Annotated in this window: 26 protein-coding genes; all 26 read right to left on the bottom strand. The window is 35.0% G+C overall.

Features of this window, described 5'->3' with window-relative positions:
- Positions 1 to 18: 18 nt before the first annotated feature.
- The 26 genes from plsY to pstC all read right to left on the bottom strand — a co-directional run bounded on the left by plsY (position 19) and on the right by pstC (position 23,684).
- Positions 19 to 630 carry a glycerol-3-phosphate 1-O-acyltransferase PlsY gene (gene plsY, locus MWH28_RS10285; protein ID WP_248619285.1) on the bottom strand — a complete coding sequence of 204 codons (612 nt, stop codon included), beginning with the start codon at positions 628 to 630 and terminating at the stop codon, positions 19 to 21.
- 11 nt (positions 631 to 641) lie between these two features.
- Positions 642 to 1,961 (bottom strand): ribosome biogenesis GTPase Der, encoded by a 1,320-nt coding sequence (gene der / locus MWH28_RS10290; protein WP_248619286.1) that lies wholly within the window; start codon positions 1,959 to 1,961, stop codon positions 642 to 644.
- A complete protein-coding gene (locus MWH28_RS10295; RefSeq protein ID WP_248619287.1) occupies positions 1,954 to 3,312 on the bottom strand; it encodes a DUF512 domain-containing protein in 1,359 nt (452 codons plus the stop codon). The genes der and MWH28_RS10295 overlap by 8 nt, the downstream gene beginning before the upstream one ends.
- Positions 3,313 to 3,655: 343 nt before the next feature.
- Entirely contained in the window at positions 3,656 to 4,129 is a 474-nt protein-coding gene (locus tag MWH28_RS10300; protein ID WP_248619288.1) for a DUF3189 family protein, read from the bottom strand.
- A gap of 1 nt (position 4,130) precedes the next feature.
- Entirely contained in the window at positions 4,131 to 4,571 is a 441-nt protein-coding gene (locus MWH28_RS10305; protein WP_248619289.1) for a DUF3189 family protein, read from the bottom strand.
- An 11-nt stretch (positions 4,572 to 4,582) separates the two neighbouring features.
- Positions 4,583 to 4,774, bottom strand: coding sequence for a capping complex subunit for YIEGIA (locus MWH28_RS10310; RefSeq protein WP_248619290.1), 192 nt, complete (start codon positions 4,772 to 4,774; stop codon positions 4,583 to 4,585).
- 9 nt (positions 4,775 to 4,783) lie between these two features.
- Complete coding sequence (locus MWH28_RS10315) at positions 4,784 to 5,683, bottom strand: YIEGIA family protein (protein WP_248619291.1); 900 nt, start codon at positions 5,681 to 5,683, stop codon at positions 4,784 to 4,786.
- A 14-nt stretch (positions 5,684 to 5,697) separates the two neighbouring features.
- Entirely contained in the window at positions 5,698 to 6,816 is a 1,119-nt protein-coding gene (spoIIP, locus tag MWH28_RS10320; protein WP_248619292.1) for a stage II sporulation protein P, read from the bottom strand.
- On the bottom strand, positions 6,806 to 7,546 hold the full coding sequence (locus MWH28_RS10325) for a DUF1614 domain-containing protein (protein ID WP_248619293.1): 741 nt from the start codon (positions 7,544 to 7,546) through the stop codon (positions 6,806 to 6,808). Before MWH28_RS10325 ends, spoIIP begins: the two co-directional genes overlap by 11 nt.
- Positions 7,547 to 7,746: 200 nt before the next feature.
- Positions 7,747 to 8,007 (bottom strand): stage V sporulation protein S, encoded by a 261-nt coding sequence (locus MWH28_RS10330; RefSeq protein WP_248619294.1) that lies wholly within the window; start codon positions 8,005 to 8,007, stop codon positions 7,747 to 7,749.
- 106 nt (positions 8,008 to 8,113) lie between these two features.
- On the bottom strand, positions 8,114 to 8,902 hold the full coding sequence (locus MWH28_RS10335) for a TIGR00282 family metallophosphoesterase (RefSeq protein WP_248619295.1): 789 nt from the start codon (positions 8,900 to 8,902) through the stop codon (positions 8,114 to 8,116).
- A 51-nt stretch (positions 8,903 to 8,953) separates the two neighbouring features.
- A complete protein-coding gene (locus MWH28_RS10340; protein ID WP_248619296.1) occupies positions 8,954 to 9,475 on the bottom strand; it encodes a hypothetical protein in 522 nt (173 codons plus the stop codon).
- Positions 9,476 to 9,818: 343 nt separating this feature from the next.
- Complete coding sequence (rny, locus tag MWH28_RS10345) at positions 9,819 to 11,336, bottom strand: ribonuclease Y (protein WP_248619320.1); 1,518 nt, start codon at positions 11,334 to 11,336, stop codon at positions 9,819 to 9,821.
- Between the two features lie 204 nt (positions 11,337 to 11,540).
- Positions 11,541 to 12,206, bottom strand: coding sequence for a DNA repair protein RecN (locus tag MWH28_RS10350; RefSeq protein WP_248619297.1), 666 nt, complete (start codon positions 12,204 to 12,206; stop codon positions 11,541 to 11,543).
- Between the two features lies 1 nt (position 12,207).
- Positions 12,208 to 12,471, bottom strand: a complete 264-nt coding sequence (locus MWH28_RS10355; protein ID WP_248619298.1) for a hypothetical protein — start codon at positions 12,469 to 12,471, stop codon at positions 12,208 to 12,210.
- Between the two features lies 1 nt (position 12,472).
- Entirely contained in the window at positions 12,473 to 13,924 is a 1,452-nt protein-coding gene (locus tag MWH28_RS10360; RefSeq protein WP_248619299.1) for an AAA family ATPase, read from the bottom strand.
- On the bottom strand, positions 13,924 to 14,892 hold the full coding sequence (locus MWH28_RS10365; RefSeq protein WP_248619300.1) for a metallophosphoesterase family protein: 969 nt from the start codon (positions 14,890 to 14,892) through the stop codon (positions 13,924 to 13,926). Before MWH28_RS10365 ends, MWH28_RS10360 begins: the two co-directional genes overlap by 1 nt.
- Positions 14,893 to 14,905: 13 nt before the next feature.
- Positions 14,906 to 15,541: a RecX family transcriptional regulator gene (locus MWH28_RS10370; protein ID WP_248619301.1), complete on the bottom strand. Its 636-nt coding sequence runs from the start codon at positions 15,539 to 15,541 to the stop codon at positions 14,906 to 14,908.
- A gap of 53 nt (positions 15,542 to 15,594) precedes the next feature.
- The gene (gene recA, locus MWH28_RS10375) at positions 15,595 to 16,668 is read right to left on the bottom strand and encodes a recombinase RecA (protein ID WP_248619302.1); all 1,074 of its coding nucleotides are present in this window, start codon (positions 16,666 to 16,668) and stop codon (positions 15,595 to 15,597) included.
- An 86-nt stretch (positions 16,669 to 16,754) separates the two neighbouring features.
- Positions 16,755 to 17,309, bottom strand: a complete 555-nt coding sequence (gene thpR / locus MWH28_RS10380; RefSeq protein ID WP_248619303.1) for an RNA 2',3'-cyclic phosphodiesterase — start codon at positions 17,307 to 17,309, stop codon at positions 16,755 to 16,757.
- A 15-nt stretch (positions 17,310 to 17,324) separates the two neighbouring features.
- Complete coding sequence (locus MWH28_RS10385; RefSeq protein ID WP_248619304.1) at positions 17,325 to 18,722, bottom strand: metallophosphoesterase family protein; 1,398 nt, start codon at positions 18,720 to 18,722, stop codon at positions 17,325 to 17,327.
- Positions 18,723 to 18,872: 150 nt separating this feature from the next.
- A complete protein-coding gene (locus MWH28_RS10390) occupies positions 18,873 to 20,111 on the bottom strand; it encodes a competence/damage-inducible protein A (RefSeq protein WP_248619305.1) in 1,239 nt (412 codons plus the stop codon).
- Between the two features lie 183 nt (positions 20,112 to 20,294).
- On the bottom strand, positions 20,295 to 20,945 hold the full coding sequence (phoU, locus tag MWH28_RS10395) for a phosphate signaling complex protein PhoU (protein ID WP_248619306.1): 651 nt from the start codon (positions 20,943 to 20,945) through the stop codon (positions 20,295 to 20,297).
- 29 nt (positions 20,946 to 20,974) lie between these two features.
- A complete protein-coding gene (gene pstB / locus MWH28_RS10400; protein ID WP_248619307.1) occupies positions 20,975 to 21,733 on the bottom strand; it encodes a phosphate ABC transporter ATP-binding protein PstB in 759 nt (252 codons plus the stop codon).
- A 107-nt stretch (positions 21,734 to 21,840) separates the two neighbouring features.
- Complete coding sequence (gene pstA / locus MWH28_RS10405; protein ID WP_248619308.1) at positions 21,841 to 22,770, bottom strand: phosphate ABC transporter permease PstA; 930 nt, start codon at positions 22,768 to 22,770, stop codon at positions 21,841 to 21,843.
- Between the two features lie 2 nt (positions 22,771 to 22,772).
- Positions 22,773 to 23,684 (bottom strand): phosphate ABC transporter permease subunit PstC, encoded by a 912-nt coding sequence (pstC, locus tag MWH28_RS10410; protein WP_248619309.1) that lies wholly within the window; start codon positions 23,682 to 23,684, stop codon positions 22,773 to 22,775.
- Positions 23,685 to 23,767: the final 83 nt, after the last annotated feature.

A 23,767-nucleotide genomic window follows, 5' to 3' on the forward strand; every position in this document is an offset into this window, starting at 1 on the left:
TCCTCGATTAATTTTACTTTAATCTTTTTTCTTAACCTTGCTTTGGGTAATTTTATTTTCAGTCCCTGCTAATAAGCGTTTGATATTTGGTTTATGTCCATAAAGTACAAAGATAGCTATCAATAAGCCAAAGAGTACATAAACTGTAGGTTTATTAAATAAAAACATCATAATTGGAATTAAAGTTGCCCCTACAATTGAACCTAGGGAAACATACTTCGTTGTAGCCACAATCAATACCCAAACAATAAATACAATCAAAATTGCCCCAGGGGCCAAACTGATCAAAACTCCAACAGAAGTAGCTACTCCTCGCCCTCCAGTAAACTTTAAGAATAGAGACCAGTTATGACCAACAATAGCCATCACACCTATCAGCAAGATCAAAAAAGGCTCTCCTTGAAATAATCTACTTGCTATAGTAACACCTAAAAATCCTTTTCCAATATCCAATAAGGCAACTAAAATTCCCATTCCTAAGCCCATGATGCGATAAGCATTGGTAGCACCAATATTACCACTACCATACTTCCGAATATCTACCCCCTTAACAAACTTAGCTACCAGCAAGCCAAAGGGAATTGATCCTAATAGATAACTATTTCCCATTGCTAATACTAATCTGACCATTAATTCCCCTCCTAACTTCTCTCTCTAATTATTAATTTAATTGGTGTTCCTTCAAATCCAAACGCTTTTCTCAACTGATTCTTTAAATAACGACGATAAGCAAAATTAATCAACTCAGGATCATTAACAAACATTATAAATGTAGGTGGTTTAACCCGTGGTTGAGTTCCATAATAAATCTTTAATCTCTTTCCTTGCTTATTAGCTGGAGCTTGAAACATAGCTGTTGCCTCTTCAATTACATTATTTAAAACACTAGTATCTACCCTTCTAGCATGTTGTTCTGCTACATAATTTGCAATCTCTAGTACTTCTAAAACTCTTTTTCCAGTCAAAGCTGAAACAAAAGTAACCGGTGCATAATTCAAAAACTTAGCTTCATACCTAATTTCCTCTAAATAACGGTTCATTGTTCGGCCATCCTTCTCAACTAAATCCCACTTATTAACTACTAGAATAATACCTTTTCCTTCTTCATGGGCATAACCAGCAACCTTTTTATCCTGCTCTGTCATTCCTTCTGTAGCATCTATTACCATTAAAGCAATATCAGAACGATCTATCGCTCTTAAAGAACGAATTACACTATAACGCTCAACTCCTAAATTAACCTTCCCTTTTCTTCTAATTCCTGCAGTATCAATAATCACATAATCTTTATCATCATGCTCAAAATAGGTATCGATTGCATCTCGAGTAGTCCCAGCTATATCACTGACAATCACCCTCTCTTCACCTAAAATCTTATTAACTAAGGAAGACTTACCGACATTTGGCCTCCCAATAATCGAAATTTTAATTGCATCCTCTGCATAATCATCATCCTCTTGCTCCGGGAAATGGCTAATTACTTCATCCAATAAATCTCCAGTTCCTAAACCATGTTGAGCAGAAATTAAATTAACCTCTCCAAATCCTAATTCATAAAAATCATACTTGTCCATTTCTGCCTGTTCATGATTTTCAGCTTTATTAGCAACAACGATTACTTCTTTATTTGATTGTCGTAAAAAATCAGCTACTTCTCTATCTGTAACAGTCAACCCTTCTCTAATATCGACTACAAATAAGATCACTTCAGCCTCATCAATAGCCATCTGTGCTTGATAACGCATCTTATCTTTCAATTCTGTATCAGCATCTAACTCAATTCCTCCTGTATCAACCAATAAAAATGGTCTACCTAACCACTCTGTATCAGAATATAACCTATCTCTTGTAATACTCGGTTCATCTTCAACAATAGAAACTCTATCCCCAACTATTCTATTAAATAATGTTGACTTACCTACATTGGGACGTCCAACAATTGCCACTACTGGCTTATTCATTTTCAGCACCTCCATAATTTTCTCTAAATATCTGTTCTAATAAAGCACTTGGTTCATTGTTAGCTGTTTTAACTTCAACTGGAATTTGAGATTTAAATTCATCTAAACTCAAATCATCTAAAAATAACTTTTCTTCATTAAGTAAAACTTCTGGAATAATTATCATCTCTCCTAACTGTTTTATCTCTTGCAACTTTTCTAAAATATCCCCTCCAGTTAACAGTCCAGTCACCGTTACTTCTGAACCAAAATAATCATTTTCTACTACTATTAACTCAACTGTTAAATTTTCAATCTGATTCAACCTAGTAATAATCGGCTCTAATACTTTGGCCCCTAAGACTCCGCTGACAATTGAAACCACTCGCTTTTGAGAAAGCTTGTCCGGTAAATCACCTTCTAATTTAGAAAATTGATCCCAAAATAACCTAGCCATCCCTACCCCATTCTCCAATTGAAGAAAGTCATCATACTCTTCAGCAAGTGGTAATTCTTGATCTGCTAAAAAGTAAAACTCATCAGCCAGATAAACAAAACTAATACCATACTTGGCCCTAAACTTAGTTTGCCACTCTTTAACCAAATTGATTAATTCTTTAGCCTCTTGTCTACTAAAAGATCTTAAGTCAGATAATCCCTCTCTAAACTTTGTTAATCCCACTGGTACAATAGCTAATGATTTAATCTGAGGAAGAAATCCTGCTAAATCTTCAATCGTTCTTTCTAGATAAATTCCATCATTTACTCCTGGACATAAGACTACTTGAGTATTCAGCTCTATACCAGCTGTAGTTAATTCTTCAATCTGCTCTAATATCCTTCCTGCATGCTTATTATTAAGCATCTTTTCTCTTAATTCAGCTTCAGTACTATGTACAGAAACATTCAAAGGGCTTAATTGCATCCTCTTAATTCGTTTAAGCTCTGTTTCAGATAAATTCGTTAAAGTTATATAACTTCCTTCTAAAAAAGAGAATCTATAATCATCATCTTTTAAATTTAAGGTAGTTCTAGACTCTGAAGGAGCCTGATCAACAAAACAAAAGATACAATTATTATGGCACTTTTTCAACCCATCAAATATAATTTCAGAAAATTGAACTCCTAAAGGTTCGTCATACTCCTTTTCAATCTCTAACACCCAATATTCTTCATCTTGTTTAATAACCTCAACCTCTAAATAAATATCTGTCATTAAAAATTTATAGTCTATAAAATCTCTGATTTCTGTACCATTAATCTTAAATATTTTATCTCCAACTTCCAATCCTAATTCTTCTGCAATACTACCTTCATCTATTCCTTCAATTTCCAAACACTTATCTAAATTAACAATTTCATTATTCTCCATTATTTCACCCCAATGCCAAATTCCTAATTCTCTTCTTACTTATTATCTTATATTGAATCAATTTCGTCAAGTCAATTAAGAAAATCAAGCTTAATTGATATTTAGTGGCACTTTGCCACTAAATATCAGTGTACAGTTTACAGTTGACGGTTGACAGTTAAAACCTTAAAATCAAAACTACTCTAAACCTGTAATTCTAAAGCTTTTCATAGGTTTTAAGCTTTTAAGATTTTGATCTTAACTGTAAACTGTAAACCGTAAACTATCAACTCAATTATGTGGCACAAAAGTACCACATTATTGTAATACACCCTAGATAAGTAAACCGACTAGCTCATCTAAACTAGTCGGCTTTAGCTATCTGCTTTAATCTCTGTTTTACATTCAATACTAAATCGACATAACAGTCGTACTCTTTTAATAGCGAATAGATTGTTAACGGCCTACCTAAAGTAATTATACCACATCTTCTAGATAAAAAGCCTCCAACTTTAGTCCATAAGTTAGCATGAGTTAAAGCACCAATTAGCATAATATCATTTGTGTTAACCCCACATAACTCAAGATAATTATATAGTATCTGTTTCATTAGTTTTCTTTCTCCACCCAATCCTAAAATATAAACTTGATTCTTTAAATCATCTTCTCCATAAAGGATAGGAGAACCTATTTGATCAGACTCTACCTGATCATAGTATGGTAAATTTTTAATTGTTTCACTATCCGCTTTTTTCTGTAATGGCAACAATCCTACATGAAGAGCAGCAGCTAAGACTGAAGTATGGGCACTTCCATAACAATAATATATAACCTTCACCTTAATTAGCTATCCTTTCTTTAATTCTAATTACTTGCTGTTTTATTTGCTTATAATCAGATTTGATTCCTGCTTTAATTATCGAAAGTCCAACCCCAGCAAACCCAAGCTTTATTAATATTTTTCCAAGTTTAGTTAAATTATTATTAAAAGAAGTAGTCTCAATCAATATGACTTCATTTTCCAGGGCAAAAATCTCTTTAAACCCTGCTAGCATTCTTTTAACAAGTAATACTTGAGCTTTACATCCTAAAATAAAGACTTCATTTCCTAACTCATCAGTATCTACATAAACTAACTCACCAGTATTCTTCTCATTATTTAACTTAAATACAGCTAATTTATCCTCTAGGTCTTTTTTATTATTGATAGTACCTAAATAAAAAGAAGCAGCTATTAATGGTAATCCTAAGCTATACTCTCCATAATAAATAATTTTCATATATTGTGCTCCTAATGATTGATTAAGATACGAACTCCATTTCCCAAATCATGTACCATAGTATCCGTTATACGGGCCATTAACATAGCAATATACTCTAATTCCTCATCATCACTAGCATAAAAAACTGGTACTCCTCCATTATCAATTTTTTCTTTATCTTCCTCTTTTATAACAAAAGCTTTTAAATCCTTACTCTCCATAAAAGCCTCCTAATCTGCAGCTGCACTACCTGCTTTTGATTCTAAAGGTCTTCTTCGCGCCTCTTCCAAAATCGGTGTGGAGCTAACTGCTTCTTTAACACATTCTTCATCAGGTTCAATAGGAATAATGATCATATAAACCCTTCCTGTATCTAAATTCAATCTAGCTAAAGGTGTATAGTCAACAACCCCAATATCTAGTTTGACTCCTAATTGATTTGCTACATCATGAACAATTGCCTGCCTTTGACCAATATTGGCTAAAGTAGCTCGCGCATCGTCATCTTTAGGTTCAATTACAATCCCTATCCCCGATTTTTCCCACTCTTCTAAAGCTTCATTTAATCCTACATTCATCATCACTACATCTTCAACCCCAATATTACTCCCTGTTGGCCCGGAAAACTCCAAATCCTTTACTCGTATATTAGCAATATTCCCTACTGTATCTTGAACCATAACCCGATCTAAAAAATAAGCAATCAATCCACCAGCAATCAAACCTCCAATTAAATTAAAAAAATAATATCCTATTGTTGTAATAAAAGCAGTAATCATTGCCAAATAATTTCTAGCTTCAAACACCTTAGCTATATTCTCTATATATGCTATACCTCGTGGTACCAGCTCTGTTTCTTCTATTTCAGTTAAAAAATCTCTCTCCATTGTCCTGATACTTTGAAACTGTTGAGCTGCTGCTCCTAAAATTGTAACTGCAACATAATTTTCTTCTAATAAAGCTGGAATAACTAATGCCCCTAAAGCAGCAGCAATAAAACCTAAAGTAGTATGAACAACATAACCATGAGGATATCCTGGATATTGTCTATAATCAACCTTTAATTCTATCATTCTAATTAAAGTACCTAAACCAATCCCTAGCAAAATCATCTGCTCATATCCATCCATTTTATCCCCCACTTCTACTCATCATCATCATCTTCTTCTTTTCCTTTAGCTCCTAGTGCACTTCCTAATCCACCTAAGTTTTTAATTCTATCTATTGCCCCTTGAAGACTACCTGCATTAATTACTAATAATATTCCTCCACCGATTATTACAATAGCTAAAATAATTCCAACCGATCTAAGAGCACCAGTAGATTGTGCAGCTTCATCTTGTAATCCTTCGCCTTCTGCTCCCCCATATAATAACTGTTCTATAACATCAGCAAAGTATACTGTACTAGCAGCAGCTTGTTCTCTAGATAAAGTATGAGTTCCAAATTCTAATAACATTGACCGTGGTGATAAATCTTGATTATAAGTTCCATCAGCATAAAAAATATCTTTAATTAATCCTGGATATTGTTCATCAGCAACTGCTTTAATCTGTTTAGCAAATTCATCATTAGCTTCCATTCCTGGATTTTGTCGTCCTACTACTAATCTAACTTGAGCTACTTCTTCTCCATCAATAGTAGTTATATATTCTTCAGGGTCAGGAACACCATCACGATGAATATCTAAAATTGTGTCAGGAGCTTGTTCAGCCAACTTTTTGGCAGTAGGTCTTGAACGCTGATAAGCACCCCCATCAATAGGATCATGATGTGATCTATCATGAACTACTTCTATGCCCTTTTCCTCTAAACTCTCTTTAAATCTCTCTGTAACAGGAAAGATATCTCCATCCCCAGGCTTAGCTTCCGTTCCACTTTCTGGCACATATGATTCAGGATTATGAGTATTATACATCCCAATCATTCTATCCTCTTGCTGAGCAAGTAATCCTTGCGTAAGGGCCAAGATATCATCCCTACTCTCTAATAACTCAACCTCTTTTTCAAATTCAGCAACCCCTTCTCCTTCTTCAGCATCAACTTCAATAATTCTATATTGTTTGTTATCCTGCGTAATAAAATAATCATTGACACTGATACTCTTAGCAGTACTGAAAACAACCTCTTCTGTCTCCTGATCTATTACATTAAAGTAACCTTCTTCAGCAAGGTGAGCAAAAGAGGTTGGCATTATTATCAGGTTGATCAGTAGAAAGAATGTTAAAGTAATTATTACATTGAAAGTTATTCTATTCTTCATCATCTTCACCTCGCTCTTCTTGTTGTTCTTCTTCTTTCTCTTTATAACCTAATTCCCCAAACTCAGAATGAACCAACTTCCGATCAAAGTTCCTCTTATTATCTCTATCCTTCTCACCTTTATTACCACCTGCTGCTAACCTCTCTCTTGTTTCACCAAAAATCTCTACTAATAAAACAGCAAAAATCCCACTAAGTACTATTGCATCAAAAGCACCTGCTCCTCCAATCTCTGCTTCTCCTGGTATACCACCCAAAGTAATTCTACCAAGGTGGATCAGATCATACATTAAAAACCCTAAAGCTCCTGTAATGAAGGCTGCTCTTCTTGAACGAGCAATTAAGTAGGAAATAACTGCAGCAATCACTGGATATAAATAATTAATATCAAATAAAGTATGACCTTCTTCAAATTGAAATAATGTATTGACACCATAAATTACTCCTCCTGCAATCAAAACAGATAACAAAGTTCTATATATAACCCTTTTTTCTTCTACATTAAACAGAATATAAAGTGCAAGAGCAATAGGAAGAATTGCACCTCCAACATTGAGAGTAACTACCGGTTCACTACTAATTGGAATATCAACAAAGCTACCTAAAATCATTAACGTTAGAAAAAGAAAAGCCATGCTTGTAGTCAATCCCATTTCATTAAGCATCTCTTCTGCAACACCAAAATAAACCAAAATCTGTATTACAATTAAAATTATAATCCCAATTGGCATTTTTATTAATCCCCCCACTTCAAACTACTTTTAATTTAAAACATTTACCTATCAACAACTAGTTTTATCTAAACAATAAAAATTATTCAATTTAAAAAAATTCTCTATACAACGACAAAAAACGACCCACAATTCTGATAATTCAGAATTGCAGGTCGCTTTCACCCTTTAAACTCCTACTTATTCAATTATATTAGAACTTATCTTGGCTCTACAATCAATTTAATAGCCGTTCTCTCTTCACCATCAATCTCAATATCCGTAAAAGCTGGAATACAAATTAAATCAACACCACTTGGTGCTACAAAGCCTCTGGCGATAGCTACTGCTTTAACTGCTTGATTCAATGCCCCAGCTCCTATTGCTTGAAGCTCTGCTCCACCTCTTTCCCTTAAAACTCCTGCCAGAGCTCCAGCTACTGAATTTGGACTTGAACTAGATGATACCTTTAGTACTTCCATGTAAAATACCTCCTTTTTTTCATTCTACTACACTACATACTTATTTCAAGATTTACAAAATAATTCCTTCATAGATAATAAAATTTATCATTTTTTATTTGATTTATTAGCTATTAAGCTTATGTATTCTCTTAATCCTCTTAATTTTCTTAGATTTTCCCGTTCTATCATCAATATCTACCATCAAACCACATAATTGAGTATCTCCGGTAGCCACTTTAAACCTTTGCGGCATTTGAGTTAAGAACCTTTCTAATGGTTCATCAATATTCATTCCTAAAATTGAATCTATAGCTCCTGTCATTCCTAAATCAGTTATATAAGCTGTATCTTGAAGCAAAAGCCGTTCATCAGCCGTTTGAACGTGAGTATGAGTTCCTACAACTGCTCCTACCTTACCATCAGCATACCAGCCTAACGCTTCTTTCTCTGAAGTAGCCTCAGCATGAAAATCAACAACAATCCCATCTACTTGATCTTTAATCTCTGCTACCGCCTCATCTAAAGAGCGAAAAGGACAGTCATAATCCCCTAAATAAACTCTTCCTATCAAATTAATAACTCCTAAACTCAATTTATTTTGTTCAATAATTTTTATTCCAACACCTGGTACTTGAGTAGGATAATTATAAGGTCTAATTACCTTTGCAGTCTCATCAATAAATTCATAAATCTCCTTATTATCCCAAGTATGATTGCCAGTTGTCAATAAATCTATTCCATAATCGATCAATTCTTCTGCTACTGCTTCTGTTAAACCAAAACCTCCTGCTGCATTTTCCCCATTAGCAATTACAAAATCAATTTCAGCTTCTTTCTTAATAGCAGGTAATACTTCCCTAACTGCTCTTCTACCTGCCCTTCCTACTATATCACCAATCATCAAGACTTTCACATCAATTCCCCTTTCTTAATTGTACCCAAACCGACAAAAAATATGTATCCTTTACTTATTTTTATTAAAAACTAAAATTTTATCTTTTTCTCTAAACCCTAAATATTTCTCTCTATATTCTAACTCCTCAATTTGAGCTAATATTCCATCAATAGATTTAACTAAGTCAAAAGAAAAGCTTTGCTCATGTAACTGATTTTTTAATAACCTTTCTGCAAAGGTTTCTTTAATCAATTTAATCATAAAATCCATTTCCTGTTGTGATAATTCATTTAAATTTCTAACTAAATTTACTTTACTTAGGCCACAATAATTTTCTCTATTTATTTGTAACTTAATTCCAGCACCAGCTTTATTTTGAAACTTGTTAAACAAATTAAAATTGCGTATTAAGTAAGCTTTCTCTTCTTCCCAACTAATATCAGTCCCTACTTCTTCAACTAAAAAAGATATTTCTAGCTCTCTTTCTTCTAAATTAATATTTACGGTATTTATCACAGGATACTTTAATAAAATAGAAGTTACTAAATCTACACTACTGTCTGATTTATTAGTTTGATTACTTGCTCTCATTTACTATCACTCCTTTTAGGGTTCAGTATATATTATTCTGTATTAAATTCAGCAAATCCTGCTTAAATAACATTGAAAATTATAGTTTTTATTTTAATTATGAATTAAATTTACATTAATTGATAAATAGCTTAAGTTTAAGTCCAAGTCTAAGTTTAAGTAAGACCTAAAAACCTTATGAATTTAATGGTTGACTTAACCTCACCTTCGGGTTTATAAAAACCCTTCGTAATAAAAACCATTTCCTCAACCTTAGACTTAAGCTATTTTGTAATAAAACCACACTTTAAGATTAAAAATAATAAGGGATGATCACTTAAAAGTGATCATCCCTTATTATTTATTACTTAGCATAATTTACTGCTCTTGTTTCACGTACTACTGTCACCTTAATTTGACCTGGGTATTCCAAGTCATCTTCAACTTTCTTAGAGACATTATAAGCTAACTTACTTGCTTTAGCATCATCAACTCGATCAGGTTCTACCATGATTCTAATCTCCCGTCCAGCCTGAATAGCATAAGCTTTATCTACTCCATTAAAGGAATCAGCTATATTCTCTAAATTCTCTAGCCTCTTAACATATGATTCAAGCGTTTCACGTCTTGCTCCTGGTCTTGCTGCAGAAACAGCATCAGCTGCAGCAACTAAAACAGCCTCAATCGAATTAGCTTTTACATCATCATGATGAGCAGCAATGGCATGAAGTATCTTTTCTGATTCACCATGCTTTCTCGCTATATCAGCTCCGATCTTAGCATGTGGCCCCTCAACTTCATGATCAATTGCTTTTCCTAGATCATGTAATAACCCTGCTCTTTTAGCTATATTAACATCTGCTCCTAATTCTGCTGCCATAACTCCAGCTAAATAAGAAACTTCAATCGAATGTTGTAAAACATTCTGACCATAGCTTGTACGATATTTCAATCTACCTAATAACTTTATGATTTTATTATTTAATCCATGAACCCCAGTATCAAAAGTTGCTTGCTCTCCAACTTCATAAATTGTATCATTAATTTCTTCCTTAGCTTTTTCAACCATCTCTTCAATCCTAGCTGGATGAATTCTTCCATCTACAATTAATTTTTCTAAAGCAATCCGAGCAACTTCCCTTCTGATTGGGTCAAATCCAGATAACACAACTGCCTCTGGCGTATCATCAATAATTAAATCAATCCCAGTTAAACTTTCTAGTGCTCTAATATTTCTTCCTTCTCTACCAATAATTCGTCCCTTCATTTCATCATTAGGTAGAGACACAACAGAAACGGTTGTCTCAGCTACATGGTCTGCTGCACATCTTTGAATAGCAGATGAAATAATCTCTTTAGCCTTTTTATTCGCTTCTTCTCTAGCTTGAGCTTCTAGCTCTTTAATCATCTTAGCTGTTTCATGCTCAATTTCATCTTCTACTCGACTTAATAATAACTCTTTAGCTTCTTCAGTTGTCAAACCTGATAGCTCTTCTAGTCGATTAACATGCTTTTGATGTAACTGTTCAATTTCTTCCTTCTTCTGTCTAGTAATTGTTTCTCTCTTTTTAATGATATCTTCTTTGTTAGCCAAATTATCAGCTTTATTCTCTAAGTTTTCTTCCTTCTTTAATAATCTTTTTTCAATCTCTTGTAGCTCATTTCTACGCTCTCTACAATCTTGCTCAACTTCCTCTTTTATTTCATGTGCTTCTTCTTTAGCTTCTACTAAAATTTCTCTTTTTGTAGACTCAGCCTCTCTATTGGCGTTATCAACAATCTTTTCAGCTTCTTTTTCAGCAGATTCAATCTTACTTTCTGCAATATATTTTCTAATAATAAAGCCAATAATAATTCCTATTATTAACCCACTAATAATCATTAAAAAATTTCCCAATCTATCTCACCTCCATTCTCTATTTAATTGTTAAGTTGAATATATCTCGAGCGTTACTCTCCATCTTAAAATATCATTTCAGTTTTATAGGGCCAACTATAATAAATCTAACCTTGAGTCTTCTGTAAAGATGAAGCCCCAAAGATTAAAAACACTCTGCTTACATTTTATCTTCTTCACTTGACTATGTCAAGATATAATATCAGTTGTTAGTTGGCTTTCTTCTCCAATTAATTCTACTTTAAATGATCTATCGGCTACTTGAGTCAAATGACGCTGATGAGTTACAACTATAACCTGTCTATCAAACATTTCACTTACCTTCTTCAAAAACTGAGTTACATTAACAATATACTCCTCACTGACATGCTTGGCTGGTTCATCTAGAACCAAAGGACCAGCCAATGGTGGGTGCTGATAAGACTGTAAAATAGCAACCCGCAAAGCCAATGAAACAACATCAACTACTCCTCCACCTCTAGCATCTTGAGGTTTATTTCTTAATTTATAGTCCCCCCGTTGAGAGACAACATAAAATTCGGCCGCCGGTTGATTCCTAGATTCTTTAAGCTCAATCTCAAAGCTGAATTCATCTCCAAATACATATTGTAATGCCTGAGTTACTAAGGCCTCTATCTGTTGTTTAGCCTGTTCCCTAGCATACTCTGAAGTCTCTTGCAATAAAATATTAACCTTATCTAATAGATCTCGGTCAACTCTAACCTGCTCTAAATCATCTTTTTTCTGCTGCTTTACTTCTAAGAGTTGCTCTTTTCTTCCTTGTCGACGATCATACTCAGATTTTTTCTGTTGCAGATTAGTTTCTAATCTATTTAAAAACTTCTCAACTTTCATCTTACTTCACCTTCTTACATTGCAAAATATCATCATCTGGTAATAACTGCTCTGCTTTAGCAAGTAGACTCCCTAATTCCCCTTCCAGCTTCTCAATCTCTTGCTCCAAATTCTCGGGTTCAATATCATACTTCTTTATTTCAGCTAATAGCTCTTTTCTCTGTTTTTTCAATTCTTCCATTCTAGTTTCAGTTTTCACCTTCAAGTTTTTAGCCTTATTCAACTGCTTCTTTAACTTATCAATTTCAGCTTTATAAGCTTCCACCTTAATTCCCCCTATAATTATTAATAATTCCTTGGATTACCTGTTGATCAACAGCACTAAAACAGGTTGGACATTTGCCCATTGTTTTTAGCTTCTTACTGTACTCTCTTACCAACTTTTTATTCTCTTTACTTCCCTGTTCCAATTCTACTGTAGTATTCTTAATCCTAGTTTCAATAACTTCTTTCCTAGCTGCTAACTCACTTAACTGCTCTAATTGCTTATAACTTTGTAAAAGTTGACTCTGAACTTGATCTACTTGTTCAACTTCTGGCAACAAATTAAGTAACTCTTGCTTCTTATCAATCGACTGCTCAACCTTAACTAAATCATCTTTAAATTGTAACAATGCAGTTATTTTTTTATTAACTGTCACTAATTTATCATTCAAAATCTGACTACTCTCTTCTACTCCATCTGTCTTCTCAATTAACCCTTTATTCTGCTTTATCCTAGTACTAATTTGATTAAGTTTACTCGAAAATCCTTTTAATCTCTGATAACATTCCCATTTTTCTTCTAACTGCTTATAAATCTGCTCAATCTCTTTAACATTTTCAAGGCCTTTCATATATTTAGCTGCCTGATCTAAACCATCTTCTATTTTACTCTTACGTTTAAGAAGTTGTTTTAATGCTCGTAATTGTTCAGATTTAGCCGTTATTTTATCATAGATACCTTCTATCTCTGTTAAATTACCCAATTTTTGATCAAGCTTGTGCCACTTATTTAATTTTTGATCAAGTAAGTTCATTCGTTGTTGAAAGGATTTGATCTCCGTTACTTTTTGGTTAATCTTCTTAATTTGAACTAACAGTTCTTCTTGCTTCTTAATTTCCTTAGCTAAAGCAGGTAAATCATTAAACTCTTCTAATTTATTGTCAAGCTCTACTAGCTCCTGTTTAACTCTTTTTTCTTCCTGTTTTAATTCTCTTAAATCTTTGCTTGTATCTCTAATAGCAGCATCAACAATATGTACTTTAATCAATCTCCCCAATACCTTGGCCCGCTTTGTAATAGGAGCATTCAATAAAAAAGCACCATCCAATTGATAATCTAAATTTAGTGTAGCTTCTAAGTCACTATCAAGCTTAATTTTAGGCATCCCATGTACATCTTTTATCTCTTGGGGCACCTTACTTCCTACCTTTTCAAAAACATGCTCTTCTCCTGCAGGAGTAATCAATTCATACCTATTCTCCTTTTTGGTTCTCTTTCTAGTAATCTTAAATTCATTATCCAATTCTATAGTCACTTGACAACTATTAGTGCCTGTCCTAATAAAATCTGTTCCTCGTGGTTCATTATATAAGACCCATCTTAAAGCCCTGATAATAGCTGACTTCCCTTGATCAGAAGGCCCTGTAATTACATTTAGCCCTTCCTCAAATTCCAACCTAGAATCGGCATGAGATTGAAAATTATTAATCTCAATCGCTCTTATCTTCTGCATCAATTACTCCCCCCTAACCTCTCCTGAGCCTGACCGATTCTTTCTCTTGCTTCAGCAACCACTTCCGATTCTAGTTGATTATTAGTAGCCAGTTTATCCAAAATATCAGTGCTAGAAAAGACCTTGAATTGTTCAGTTGCTTTAACCTCTCTAATAAAATTAGCCAATTTCTTTTCCCTGAATTTAACATCTTCAATCTCGCTTCTATCCAAAACTTCTGCTCCTTTAGAAGCAGTTTCTAACTCTCTTAATTGAATATCAATCTCTTCTTTAAAATCAACTAATGCTACTTGAGGCTTTCTCTTAATCTCCTTTAGATCAGCACTAATCCGGGCCAACGCCCCTGGATTTAAAAATTTAGTCCCATTGAATTCTAGTTTACCAAAGCCTAGATGATAATGTCCCACAACAATTAAATCAGCTTCAGTCTCAACATCTTCAATTAGAGTATAACCTTGATCAAAAAAAGGTCGCTCTAATAACATTCCATGAACTAAATGTAAAGCATAATCTACATCTTCTGCTTTCTTTACACTGTAAGCAGTTGTATTCTTAGAGTCAACCTCATAATCAAAGCTCTTCCCAGTTAACTGTAGATCAATCCCATCTTTACTTAACAAGATAGGCTCCTCTGATACCAAATTGACAACACCTGAGGCGACCAATACTCCCAGCATTGTCCGTGGTAGAGTCTCAGGATTATGACCAAATAAGTCATGGTTCCCAGCCACCAAATAAATCGGAACAGGATAATCACATAATACATTAATAAATTCATTGACTACAGAAGGAGCTGTATCAGGTCGATCAAATAAATCTCCTCCATGTAAGATAAAATCAACTTCTTCTTCAATTGCTATCTGCTTTACTTCTTTTAATTTTTTCAATAACGTTTCCTTAAAGTTATCCATCCTACGACCAGGAGTAGTTCCTCTAATATGAGTATCTGTCATCACTAACAACTTCATCTTAAGCCCCCTTTCAACCAATTTCTAATCTATCTAACACCCGATTAACCGCTTCGAAGGAAAACCCCTTCCGCTTTAATACTTGTCCTAATTTATATCTCTGTTCTCTAGAATCTAAGCCTCGATAGCGACCACTCTTTTTTCTAGCCAACTCAAAAGCAAGTTCACATTCTAATTCAAAATCATACTCCTTACTTAATTCTTCTTCTATAATATTAGTAGCGACTCCTTTTTCCTGTAACTGTTTTCTTATACGCCACGGGCCAAACTTCTTCCGCCTACGATCCTTGATCCAATTACTAGCAAACTCCCGATCATCAAGATAATCTAATCTATTTAAAACTTCAATAACCTGTTCAATCACAGCAAATCCAAATCCCTTCCGGGCCAACCTATCCTGCAACTCCTGTTGGCTACGTTGCCGATATGATAATAGATTAAAAGCAGCTTGCTTAGCCTGTAATAAATCCTCTTCATCAAGTACTTGGTTTAATAATTCTTCCGTTACCTCATCACCCACACTTAACTTCAACTTATAGATCAACTCTGCATTGACCCCAACTAAAAATTCATGATCTAAGAAGATAGAACAACGCTCCTTGTTATTTTTCTGCTGCTCTATCTTTGTAATCTTGCCAATTGATTTCATTATTTATTTCCCCTCCACAATTAAAAGACCCTTCATCATGAAGGGTCTTTTCTTTAAGCAGATTCCTTTTCTACTGACTCATCTTCCTCTTCTTCCTTGCTGTCCTCCAACTCCACATCAGCATCTTCTTCATCAATTAAACCTAATTTAATTTTGATCTTTTCTGCTATCTCTTCCATTATTTCTGGATTTTCTTCTAAAAACTCTTTGGAATTTTCTCTTCCCTGACCTAATCTAATATCTTCTCCATAAGAGTACCAAGAACCAGCTCTATCAACCACATCATATTCTACTCCCATATCTAAAATACAACCTGATTCAGAGATCCCTGTTCCATACATAATGTCAAATTCTGCCGTCTTGAAAGGTGCAGCCACCTTATTTTTAACTACTTTAGCTTTAGTACGATTACCTTTATAATCATCACCATCTTTAATAGTCTGTCTTCTTCTAATATCTAATCGTACTGAAGAGTAAAACTTAAGAGCTCGTCCTCCAGAAGTCGTTTCTGGATTGCCAAACATAACCCCTACTTTCTCTCTAATCTGATTAATAAAGATACAAGTACAGTCAGATTTACTCAACACCCCTGATAACTTCCGCATTGCCTGTGACATCAAGCGGGCCTGTAATCCAACATGAGCATCTCCCATTTCACCTTCAATCTCTGCTTTAGGTACCAAAGCTGCCACAGAGTCAATAACTACTAGATCAATCGCTCCACTCCTTGCTAATGCTTCACAGATTTCTAAGGCATCTTCACCGGTATTAGGCTGAGAAACAAGTAATTCCTTAATATCAACCCCTAAATTCTTAGCATATTTAGGATCCAATGCATGCTCAGCATCAATAAAAGCTGCTACTCCTCCTTCTCGCTGCACCTCAGCAATCATATGTAAAGCTACGGTAGTCTTTCCAGAGGATTCAGGGCCAAAGACCTCAACAATTCTCCCCCTAGGAATTCCACCTACACCCAAGGCAACATCTAAAGAAAGAGCTCCTGTCGAAATAGTCTCTACGTCCATCTTCTTAGCATCGCCTAACTTCATAATCGAACCTTTACCAAATTCTTTCTCAATCTGATTTAATGTCCTCTCTAACGCTTTCTTCTTCTCATCTATTGCCATTAACACTTCACTCCTTTTATTTATCAAACTTTTTCTATGTTACACATTAATTATAAGTTATCTAAATCTGAAAATCAATCTTAAATTTAAAGCTTTATCTCACTTAAGGTGGTATAAATTGGCCCTCTTGCAGTTAATTCACTCTTAATAATAGAAATCTGCTCTACCTTCTGGCTAGCACTAATTCTAAAAGGAAAATCATCCAGTTGCTTCTTAATCCCTTCTAAGCCATCCTTCTGTTTGACCCTACCAAGAGTAACATGAGGTGTATACTCTCTTTGCTCCCGTTCAAAACCTAAATCAGCCAGTCTATCTTCTATCTCTTCTTGTAATCTAACTAATTGTTCCCTTCCTTCTTCAATTCCAACCCAGATCACTTTAGGATACTCTAAATTAGGAAAAGCACCCAGACCATCAAGCAGAATCTTGAAAGGTTCTTTAACCTCTTTAAGTCCAGTTAACTCTTCTTCAATCTCTTCAAGCTGTTCTTCTCTTATCTCTCCTAAGAATTTAAGAGTTAGGTGAAAATTAAAAGGCTTCACCCAGTTAACCTGTTGTGAACAGTCTCGTAGCATATTAGTAGTCTTTTCTAACTTTTGCTGGACATTTCTTGCCAACTCTAATGCAATAAACACCCTCATTAGTTCCACCTCCAATTATTCTTCAACTAATTGTCTTTCCAGAATGAAACCACCATGGCGATCATGAAGCTTGATAATATCAACTATATCAAGTTTATATTCATCATCCTCAGTTAAGTTATAATGTAATAAAGCTACAGAGTAAGGAATCCCCTCCTCATGTTGTAATCCTCTAAGTCCTGCTGCTCCTGTCGTTCCTGCATCAATAATCGTAGTTCCCTCTTCTTGAGAGATATTAAAGGTATGAGTATGGCCATGTAATAAGACAGGAATCTCTCCAATAAGTGGGTCAGCTATCCCTAACTGATGGCTTACTACTATATCTGGAGTCGTTTCTAAATCCGTTACTAGCTCTTTTAACTCTTGTTGATACTTCCCTATATTTTCTATCTGAGGACTGATCTCATTACTTTCAGCAGCAGGATCAGCTATTCCAGCAATGGTTAGACCATTTATTTCTACAACATCACTCTCTAAGACGATCAAGTTTTCAAACTCTGCCATCTTATCGATAATGGTTGGCGAGTCATGATTCCCTCCTATGAATACATAAGGCAACTCTAACTTTTCTACCCTATCCAACAATCCCCCTTCTAAAGGTGTTCCATAATCAGTAATATCTCCTGTATCAATCACTAAATCAACCCCAAAGCTATTAGCAATTTGAATTACAAATTGTAACCCAACGGGGTTATTATGGATATCTGATAAATGCAAGACCTGCAAATCACCAACTTGCTGAGCTAATGGCTGTAAAGCCTCAATCCTAGTAAATAACTGAGACATGTTAGAGGCAATTAACTCAAATTCAGAGCCTAATTGTTCAATATTCTCTAAACCTTCTTGAATCAAACCAACCATCCAAGGAGCAGCTTCTAACATCCCTTCAAAGTGAGGGTCATCAAAAGCTGTTAGATCATACGTATGGTACGTTCCTACATAGAGCATCGAGATAATTACAATTGCTACCATAACTCCAATCAAAACTGAATTAGCAGAAATCCCCCGTAAACTAGCTCCCACTATCCCACCTAGAACTGTTATTAAAGCCAATCTAAGAGCAAACAAGTCTAAAATTCCTTTGGCCCGACTTCTCATTAACTCTACTAGCTCTTCACTATCAGTAACATCAGCGATAATCTCTGTTAATCGCTCTTGATGAATCGCCTCTAAAGTCAATCTCAAATCGATAGGGGTCAAGTGAGTCCTAGCAAATACTTGACCAATGGGTGGAAATTTAATAATAGTAGAAGGAGTTGTTGATAAGCTCAAATCGAGTTCTATCTCAAATGCTTCTAATTTATAAGTATCTGAGACTGCAAAGTTCAATAAAAATAAGATAATTAAGACTGCTAATGCTATTTTATAGATAAGTTCTTTATGTTTAGAGAAGAACTCTGTACTAAATGGCATAGTTATCATCTATCCTTTCTACTAAAACCAGTTTACGGTTTACAGTTGACAGTTTACAGTTAAAAATAACCTCTCTAAAACTGTATTTATAAGATTTTTTATTGTTTCAATTACTTAATTCTTTAATTGTAAATTGCACATTGTAAACTATTAAATATCACTAGATTCTAGTAATAGTTTCAAAGCCTGTTGACTAGTTAAAAACTTTATTCTTTCTCGGCTACCTTTAAATTGGTACTTATAGCTAGCAACCCCTTCTTTATCAGCTACAGCAATATAGACTAACCCCACCGGCTTATCAGGTGTTCCACCTGTTGGCCCTGCAATCCCCGTAATCGCTAAACCAAGGTCAGTCCTTGCTCTCTTCTTAATTCCTAATGCCATCTCTTGAGCCGTCTGGCTACTAACTGCCCCGTACTCTTTTAATGTCTCTTCTGCCACCCCTAGTAATTCTTGTTTAGCTTGATTGCTATAACTGATTACTCCCCGTTCAAAGTAAGCAGAACTACCTGACACATCGGTCAATCTAGTACCTAATAACCCACCAGTACATGATTCAGCAGTGGCAAGGGTTAACCCTTGCTCGAGCAATGATTTAGCTACAGCTTCCTCTAATCCTTCTTCATCATAACCATAAACATATTCTCCTATTCTCTCTTCTAATTCTGCTATCTTTTCTGCAATCATCTGTTCTGCTTCTGCTACGCTGTCAGCTTTAGCTGTCAACCTTAATTTAACTTCCCCTTGACTGGCCAAGGGAGCAATAGTTGGATTGGTCTGCTCTTCTAAAATATCAGCTATCTCTTCCTCTAAGCTTGATTCACCAATCCCATACAGTTTCATTACCTTAGATTTAATGATCTCATCATCTAAGATATTTTCTTGTAAGTAAGGAATTATCACTTCTTTAATCATTGCTTTCATCTCTTGTGGTACTCCTGGTAAAGCTACAATAATCTTTCCTTTTTGTTCCACTAAGACTCCAGGAGCTGTTCCATGTGGATTGTTAATTGCTTCAGCACCAACCGGTAAGTAAGCCTGTTTGAAATTATTCTCAGTCAGTTGGTAACCTCGCTCAGCAAAAAGATCTTCAATCTCAGTTACTAATTGCTCATCTTTTACTAATTCAACATCTAAAGCCTCTGCTATAGCTTCTCGAGTTAAATCATCTTGGGTTGGTCCGAGTCCACCTGTTATGATGACTAAGTTGGCCCGTTTGAGACTCTGCTGTAAAATATCTACAATCCTATCTTTATTATCCCCAACTGTCTGTTTATAATACAGGTCAATTCCTATTCGGGCCAACTGTTGAGCAAGCCACTGTGAATTTGTATCTACAATCTGGCCTAATAACAACTCAGTTCCAATGGCAATAATTTCTGCTTTCATATTTTATCACTCCTCTATATTAAATATTCACTATGTAGTATTATTAGTATTTTTTCGTATTACCCAAAACTTATCCTTTATCTTTCTAGGTTTGACTCTAAAGTCCTTTATCAAATTAGATTCCTAAAAAATAAAAAAATCCTAGTCCAGTTTAATACCAGACTAAGATTTAGCTTTTAGAATTTAAAAAGTAACCCTCTCCGCTGTAACTATATAAACAACCTTTTCGCAGATATTAGTAATATGATCACCAATTCTCTCTAAATATCTACTAACAAACATCAATTTATTACCCTGTTTTATCGCTGTTGGATCTTCCATCATATATGTCAATAATTCTCTAATAATCTGATCATCTAATTCATCAACCTCATCATCCCTTCTTCCTACCTTTCTTGCTTGCTCAGCATCTAAATTAACAAAAGACTCTAAAGCTTCACGTACCATCTCTTGAACAATCTCCGCCATCCGTGGAATATCAATTAATGGTTTAATAAACTCTTCCCCTGACAATTCCTTAGTAATCCGAGCAATATTATAGGCTAAATCCCCCATCCGCTCCAAATCAGTAGCTATTTTAGCAATCATCCCAATTTGGCGTAAATCCCTTGCTACCGGCTGCTGTAAAGCTATCAATTTAATACATTTTTTATCGACCTTAAGTTCATAACGATCTAGTTTATCATCTTGTTTCATAACTTGATCTGCTAATTCAAAATCCTGCTCTACTAATGAGGTTACTGCCTTATGGATGGCTTCCTCTACCATACTCCCCATCTTCAAAATATCTTGATTAAGCTTTTCTAGATCCTTCTCAAAATTACTTCTCACCATATTCTCAACTCCTTTCAATAGCAATGATATTAACCAAATCTACCAGTAATATAATCCTCCGTCTTTTTATGTTCAGGCTTTTCAAAGATTCTTTCCGTTGGCCCGTATTCAATCATCTCTCCCATCAAAAAGAAGGCAGTATAATCAGAAATTCGTGCTGCTTGCTGCATACTATGAGTCACAATTACTATCGTATAATCTTCCCTTAAATTATCCATCAACTCCTCAATCTTAGCAGTGGCAATCGGGTCTAAAGCAGAAGTCGGCTCATCCATCAATAAGATATCAGGCTTGACTGCTAAAGCACGAGCAATACATAATCTCTGCTGCTGCCCTCCAGAGATTCCTAAAGCTGAACGATCCAATCTATCCTTTACTTCGTCCCATAAAGCAGCATCTCTTAGGCTCTGTTCCACAATCTGATCTAACCTATCCTTATCTGTAATACCATGTGCCTTTGGCCCGTAAGCTACATTCTCATAGATAGATTTTGGAAAAGGATTGGGCTCTTGAAAGACCATCCCCACCTGCTTACGCAAGTCAACTACATCTACTCCTTTAGCATAAATATTTTCTCCATCAAGTAAGATATCACCATCTACTTTTGTCCCTTCAATCAAATCATTCATCCGATTTAAAGTCCGCAAAAAAGTAGACTTCCCACAACCACTTGGGCCAATCAAGGCTGTTACTTGATTAGCAACAATATCTAATGATATATTCTTTAAAGCTTGAAAATCATTATAATAAAAATCCAAATTTTTAATTTCTATTTTTTTCTTGCTCATTTTCTTCAATTCCCCCCTAGAAATACAATTAAAACTTTAATACTTATTATTTTTGGGTTTAATTAATTACAAATCACTAGTTACTAGTCACTATCATCCAACTTAGCCTACTCCTTAAACTTCCCTCTAAACTTAGAACGAATAAAGATAGCTCCAAAGTTCATAATCAAGATCAAACTAATTAAAACTAATGCTGTACCATAAGCAATCGGCCTTACAGCACCAAGATTATGATGTTGAGTCGACATAATATATAAATGATATGGTAGAGCCATAAACTGGCTTGACAATGAATTGGGTAATCTTGGCAAAGAAAATGCAGCACCTGTAAATAAGATTGGAGCCGTTTCACCTGCTGCTCGTGACAGACCTAAGATTGCTCCTGTCAAAATACCAGGAATAGCATAAGGTAATACATTAGTATGAATACTATGCCATTTAGAAACCCCCAATGCTAAAGAAGCATGACGATAAGAATTAGGCACTGCTTTTAGTGCTTCTTCACTAGCTGTAATTGTAACTGGTAAGGTCAATAAACCTAATGTCAAGCCAGCTGATAAGATTGAAGCTCTAAAACCTGTCCGCTGAACAAATAAAGCAACTCCAAATAGCCCATAAACTACCGAGGGAACTCCTGCTAAATTTCTAATTGCCATTCTGATCAAGCGAGTAATCTTACCTTGTTTAGCATATTCATTCAAATAAATCGCTGCAAATACCCCTACTGGTACAGAAAAAACTGCTGTCAAGATCGTGACAAAGACTGTACCCATAATTGCCGGCCAAATTCCACCTTCAGTCATTCCACTACGTGGCGGTTCGGTAATAAACTCCCAACTGATTACTCCGATTCCCTGCCTTACAATATGACTTATGATAATCAATACAATTGCCAAAATAATCCACGTAGCTCCACGTAATAAGTTAAAACCAATCTTTTGTTTCAAATTATCAGTAGAATTTTCAACTCGATCAAATTTATTTTCCTGTACTTCAGCTTGAACCTCTTCTAATTCTTTTATTTCGTTAGCATCCATAATTATTCTTCCCCCTCCCCATATTTATGAAGGACAATATCAGATACCAAGTTAACCATAAAGGTCATTACAAATAAGACTGAACCAATAGCAAACAAAGTATGATAATGGGTTGTATTAAATGGAACTTCCCCCAATTCAATTGCTATAGTTGCTGTCATTGTTCTAATTGAAGAAAAGATATTTTTAGGCATCCGTGGTGCGTTTCCAGTAGCCATCAAGACAGCCATTGTCTCTCCAATAGCTCTTCCCATACCTAACATTACTGCAGCAGTAATTCCTGATAAAGCTGCGGGTAATGTAATATGAATTAGTGTATGCCAGCGATTCGTTCCTAATGCCAATGAAGCATGTTTGTATTCTTCTGGTACTGCCATAATTGCATCTTCAGATATACTAACAATAGTAGGTAAAGCCATAATTCCTAATAAAATAGAACCATTAATTACATTTAAGCCTTGAGTTAAACCAAAAATCCTTGCAATCCACGGGCCAACAAAGACAATCCCAATAAAGCCAAGCACTACAGATGGGATACTGGCCAAAATCTCAATAATCGGTTTTAAGATCTCTCTTTCCTTTGGCCCAGCTACCTCTGCTAAATAAGCAGCTGCTGCAATTCCTATCGGCACTGCAAATAATAATGAGCCTACCGTAACTGATAAGGTACTGACAATTAAGCCTACAATTCCATATCTAGCTTGCCTACCTGAAGTGGGATTCCACTGATTAGAAGTAAAGAATTCAACAATACTTACTTCTTCAAAAGCTGGTAACCCCTCCGTTACTAACAAAGAAAAGATTCCAATCAAGATTAAAACAGCCATAATACCATTAATAAAGAAGAAGATTTCAATTGCTTTCTCCTTATATTTTGTTAACTTATCCTTCCTAGCTAAGACTCTTTTAGCCACTTAAATCCCTCCAAAATATATAATCTGATTTCAATACTCAACTGAAGATGCAACTTTCTACATCTCCAGTCAGCAATTTAGTC

The sequence above is a fragment of the Natroniella sulfidigena genome (assembly GCF_023223645.1).
Classification (GTDB): Bacteria; Bacillota; Halanaerobiia; order Halobacteroidales; family Halobacteroidaceae; genus Natroniella; species Natroniella sulfidigena.